The sequence below is a fragment of the Thiorhodococcus mannitoliphagus genome (genome assembly GCF_010915725.1).
Classification (GTDB): domain Bacteria; phylum Pseudomonadota; class Gammaproteobacteria; order Chromatiales; family Chromatiaceae; genus Thiorhodococcus; species Thiorhodococcus mannitoliphagus.
Genome location: NZ_JAAIJR010000219.1, coordinates 1 through 5215 on the forward strand (window position 1 = coordinate 1; position 5215 = coordinate 5215).

General features: G+C 63.5%; 5 protein-coding genes. 4 read left to right on the forward strand and 1 reads right to left on the reverse strand.

The features are described 5' to 3' along the window. From G3480_RS24990 to G3480_RS25005, 4 genes are all read left to right on the forward strand, one after another. On the forward strand, window positions 1-1582 hold a 1582-nt coding region (locus G3480_RS24990), incomplete at its 5' end, for a tetratricopeptide repeat protein (protein ID WP_164656932.1). Between the two features lie 265 nt (window positions 1583-1847). After that, a complete protein-coding gene (locus G3480_RS24995) occupies window positions 1848-2846 on the forward strand; it encodes a hypothetical protein (protein WP_164656933.1) in 999 nt (332 codons plus the stop codon). Between the two features lie 45 nt (window positions 2847-2891). Then, complete coding sequence (locus G3480_RS25000; RefSeq protein WP_164656934.1) at window positions 2892-3089, forward strand: hypothetical protein; 198 nt, start codon at window positions 2892-2894, stop codon at window positions 3087-3089. Between the two features lie 266 nt (window positions 3090-3355). Next, window positions 3356-4414 carry a zinc-binding dehydrogenase gene (locus G3480_RS25005; RefSeq protein WP_164656935.1) on the forward strand — a complete coding sequence of 353 codons (1059 nt, stop codon included), beginning with the start codon at window positions 3356-3358 and terminating at the stop codon, window positions 4412-4414. Window positions 4415-4475: 61 nt separating this feature from the next. On the opposite strand, the gene G3480_RS25010 is transcribed toward G3480_RS25005, so the two are convergent. Next, the gene (locus G3480_RS25010) at window positions 4476-4991 is read right to left on the reverse strand and encodes an MOSC domain-containing protein (RefSeq protein ID WP_164656936.1); all 516 of its coding nucleotides are present in this window, start codon (window positions 4989-4991) and stop codon (window positions 4476-4478) included. Window positions 4992-5215 lie beyond the last annotated feature (224 nt).

Sequence of the window (5215 nt, forward strand, 5' to 3'; positions counted from 1 at the left end):
GCGCGGCGCTCTGGTGGGTTACGACGCGGTCACCAAGAGCGTGATCAAGCTCAGAAAGGCGTTCGGCGACCAGGCCAAAGAGCCGAGTATCATCGAGACCATCCCAAAGCGCGGCTACCGCCTGGTCGCGCCTGTCCGTTATCTGGACGCTGACGACGATCGTCGCTCGACTGTGCCCGGCCTGAGTGAAGCTGAGTCCGCGCCCGCCGAAAGAACGGGGATCAGCCTATTGAGCACGCAGGCGCCTGCTGCTCCGAGATGGCGACGCGCGATGAACGCAAAGGCCCTGCTGATCATGGCTGCCTTGACGGTGCTGGCAGGATTCGGGACGACGCTCTTCTTGGTTTGGTCCACCGCGACCCTGGAAGCGCCCCCACCTCCGGTCGCAACTGCGGGCCGCGCGCCCTCGATCGTCGTGCTGCCGTTCGACAACCTCAGCGACGATCCACAGTTCGAAGCCTTCGCCGACGGGATCAGCGAGGACCTCATCACCGACCTCTCAGGACTTCCCGCCCTCTTGGTGATCGCGAGCAACACCTCATTCACCTTCAAGGGCAAGCGGATTCCAGCACGCGAACTGGCCGCCGACCTCAACGTCGATTTCGTCCTCGAAGGCAACATCCGCCGTCAGGCGGGCACCGTCAGGTTGAATGCCCGCTTAGTCGATGCCCGCAACGGCCTGCAAAGATGGGCCAAGCGTTATGACCGGCAGATCGCCGACGTCTTCGCAGTACAAGACGAACTCACACGCAACATCGTCGACGCGCTGGCCATCAAGCTATCCCGCCAAGAGACCGAGCGCCTAGCACGTCGGACCACCAACAACCTCGCCGCCTACGACGCCTTTCAGGAAGGGCAGCGGTTGGCGAAGATCAGCACGCCGGACAGCAATCGCGAGGCGCAAGCCATGTATCGCCAGGCCATCGAGCTGGACCCTGGCTATGGCCGTGCCTATGGTGCCCTCGCCTACACGCTGGCCTTCCGCTACCGCCGCGGCTGGGCGGACAACCCTCAACTGACGCTCGAGCGCGCGCTCGAAGTCGCCCGCAAGGCAGTCGACCTCGACAACAGCATCCCGCAAACCTACTGGGCGCTTGGCTTCGTGCATCTGATGCGCAAGGAGTACCCGTTGGCCGAAGCCGCCGCCACGCAGTCCATCACATTGACTCCCAACTACGCGGACGGCTATGGCCTCTTGGCCTTGATCAAGAATGCCCTGGGCGAACCGGAATCAGCCATCGCGCTGATCAAGAAGGGGATGCAGCTCAACCCCTATTACACTTGGGACTACCCCTACAACCTGGGCAGGGCCTACTACAGTCTTGGCCGCATCGACGAGGCGATTGAAGCGCTCGAAGCGGCCAAGACCCGCAACGAGAACGCCGTCCCGATCAGGCTACACCTTGCAGCCAGTTACGTTCGCGCCGGCCGCCAAGATGACGCCGAGTGGGAGGTGCAGGAAGTGCAGATGCTGAGTCCAACCGACACCATCTCCCATCAGAAAGCCGCTCATCCGATTCAAGACGAGGCATTGATGAACGCCTTCGTCGAGGATCTTCGCGCTGCCGGACTGTCGGAGTAGCCCCGGTACCTCAAGGCTCCGGCCTCGCTGCAGGATGTCCGCGACCGATCGGTCCAGTTGCTGCAAGGGGTGGCTTCCGGCCGCAGGCATTCTGCGCCACGCTTGACAAACGAGGCCATAGCGCAGTAACAACGACGTACCCGCGTCGAGGCCCAAGGATCACTGTCCACTTTCCCCCGGATGGGGTGTCCAGTTTCACTGGAATAGGCAGCGGGGAGAGTGCCTCTCATTCAATCCCAAGTCCCTGCGACAAGAGCGTTGATCAATGCCAGCCAGATGCAGCCTTCCGGCGCTTATCCGTCTCTTTATCATTCTCGGCGTGATGTCGGCGTCGCCGCAATCCTTCGCGACGGAACTGCCATCGGGCATCCCGACCTGGCTGAAGGCCCATGTCGGCGAAGGCCCCAATGAAATCACATCAGTGGTCTTGCAGCGGGCGCGGGCGCTATACCTACGAAAGGTGCGCGAAGGTGCCGTGAGGAATCCCTGCTACTTCGCGATGGACGCCACACGACCCCACGATACAAGCGACGGCGGATTGAGGCATCGCTTTTACATCATCTGCGAAGCCGAACGGTCGTTTCGCGCGGTCTCCTCGGGCCACGGCGGCGGCCGCAAACTGCAAGGAATCGCGGATTTCACCAACGGTAGACGGTGCGCAAAGCATTTCAGCAACGCGTTGGGATCGAAGCTGACGGCCGGCGGGGTCTATGTCACTGACGAGATAAGAACGTCTTTCAAAGGCTACTACCGCGTCTCAGCGAGACAAAAAGCGGTGCTGACGCGCTCCTTCGTTCAGTTCGAGGGCGAAGGCGAGACCGCAAACGCCAGACAGCGCGCGATCGGGGGACATGCGGCGGTCTTGATCAAGGGAGCTTGTCGGCTCAGAGATCCGCTCAGCCCCCACGCGAATGACGCGGGTTATGTCCCGCTGGGAAAGCTCGTGGACTACTCTGGCGGCCGCAGCAGTGGCTGCACCAGCTGGTCGCCGTCTGACGCCCAGGACATCATCGCGATCACAAAGACCGGTCCAACCACCCTGTACGTCTACCCCGAGGCGACCGACATCGAGGCCGTCGCGCAAGCGGTGAAGGCCGGCCGATCGCTATCGCGGGCCGGCCTATATTGGAATGCGTCCTGTTTGAAGGACATCCGTGCGCCGAAGTATTGGCCGAAGAAAAGGCTCGAGCCGATCCTCGCACAGTACAAGCGGGACCATCCGGCACCCTCACGGGCGCCAATGCCGATTTGCCGAGAGCAGTAAGGAACAAGTGGTCGCAGTATCCGAAGCTCGATCCCGAGCCGCGCCATGCACCTTGATTTGGTCCTTCACCAGAAGCTTGCCGATCGGCTGGACCTGCTGACGCAACTGCTCGCTATCGGCACAGAAGCCCTGAGTCAGTGTTCGCGAGCGGCATGGACGGCTGCCGCTGTCGGCAGTGCCGCAGTCTCGCCGGTGAGTGCGCGCGCCCGCCGACATTGGATCAGTAGCCGAGCCATCGGCTAAGCTGCTGATCACCATCGCACGGGCCATATAGATGATGGAATGACGACTAAGAGCAGCTTCTCCAGGACACCCGGGCGGCTGTAAAACAAAAGAAAAATGCTTTGGAACACCCGTCTTCAGCTGAAGAGACTCATGTTCTCGCTCGGATGCCGCCCCGTTGCTCGAACCGGGCTCGCTGCGCGTCACAGCGACAGAGGCGACACAGGCCCTCGGAAACCCCGGCGCGGTCGACAACCGCGTCATCCCAGCCGCGTTGAGGCAAACCGATGACGACGCGCCGCGCATGGCGGATCCCGTCGGCGGGATCGCTCGAACGGCTCGCTCAGGTCACCGAGGACCTGCCCCCACCTGGTGAGGGAGAGGCGCGCGTCTGCGTCGAGGCCATCGGCCTCAACTTCGCGGACGTTTTCGCTTGCTTGGGTCTCTACTCGGCGACGCCACGGGGCGCCTTCGTCCCAGGGCTCGAGTGCGCGGGCGTCGTCGAGGCGCTGGGTCCGCCGCGCGCGAGCGGCGAATCCGCCGGGACGACCCTTGCTCCCGGCGATCGCGTGATGGTGCTCACGCGTTTCGGTGGATACGCGACAGCGCTGAACGCCGACACGCGCTACCTCGTGCCACTCCCGGAGACCTGGACGATGGCGCAGGGGGCGGCGTACCTGGTGCAGGCGCTGACCGCGTGGTACGGCCTCGTCCACCTCGGCGCGCTCGCGCCAGGCCAGGTCGCACTCGTCCATTCGGCCGCGGGCGGGGTCGGGCTGCACGCGGTGGCCATGGCGCGCGCGACCGGCGCCACGGTGATCGGGACCATCGGTCACAGCGACAAGCTCCCGTTGCTCGAAGCGTACGGCCTTGTCCGGAACCAGGTCGTGGTGCGCGATGCGGCGCGCTTCGGGGCTCAGCTCGATGCGGCGCTTGCCGCCATTGGTGCGTCGCACTTCAACCTGATCTTCGACGCCATCGCGGGTTCCTTCTTCCGGCCAGCGTTCGAGCGCCTCGCCCCTGAGGGACGCCACGTACTCTACGGTGCCGCCGATTTCATGCCGAGCGGTGCGCGCCCGAACTGGCTACGGCTCGCATGGCAGTATCTGCGCCGTCCTCAGTTCGACCCGATGACGCTCATCGACAAGAACCGCAGCGTCATGGGGTTCAACCTCATCTGGTTGTTCGAACGCGCCGATCGCCTGCCCGCGTCGGCCTCGGCCGCGCTCGCCCTGAACTCAGCACCGCCCCACATCGGCGCGCGCTTTCGCTTCGATGAACTGCCGCGTGCGCTGCGCACCCTGCAGGGCGGGCGCACCACCGGCAAAGTCGTCGTCGAGGTGTGACGGCGAGGGGCCGTCTTGATGCGAGGAAAGGGTGTCCAACAGCACCCCAGCCGTCACGGATTCACGCAGTCTCGGTTTCAGCGCCGTCGCCGGCCAGACCCAGCTCGATGACGGCGTCCCCAAGTACAAGGGGACCGGAGCGGACGACGCGGGCCGTCAAGCCACCATGTCCGCGCATAGCGTTGTAGCCGCCAGCGCCCAAGACCTCCTCCATCCGCGAACAAGGATGAGCGAAACCGCTGCCCTCCAGCACGGCCTCCCCGATTTGGAAGCGCCGGCCCTTGAGTGCGAGCAGGTTGATCCCGGACACCACCAGGTTACGGCGCAGGACTGCTGGTTCCGGTGGAGCCCGGCCCAGCAGGGCACCGATCACCGCCAGGTGCTCGGCCTGGATCAGGGTGACCTGACGCGTACCGCGCCGGCGCGCGCGATAATGATCGCCCTCCAGCCCCTGGCCGGCCACAGCGATGACAGACTCTGGCGTCAGCAAGGGGGCACGCCGCTCGGGGCGGAGGCCGATCCACTCCAGGCGACCGGAGCGTGGAAAGCAGGCCAAAAGGGTTTGGATATCTGACATGGCATCCAAGGGAATGGTGTTTCCCGTACTAAGCAAGTGTCCATCAATTGTTTCCCGATGCGAGCGATGCCACCCGAAATCCCCCCTAGCCCCATAGCCGTCAGGCTAGCGGTATTTTCATTTTAAATCAATATTTTACGAGCGCACCCCATAACTTCTCAATAAGTCATGGCACCCAATAAAACAGAGACTTAGAATCAAAAGAGTCGCACTTCTGCGCCTCA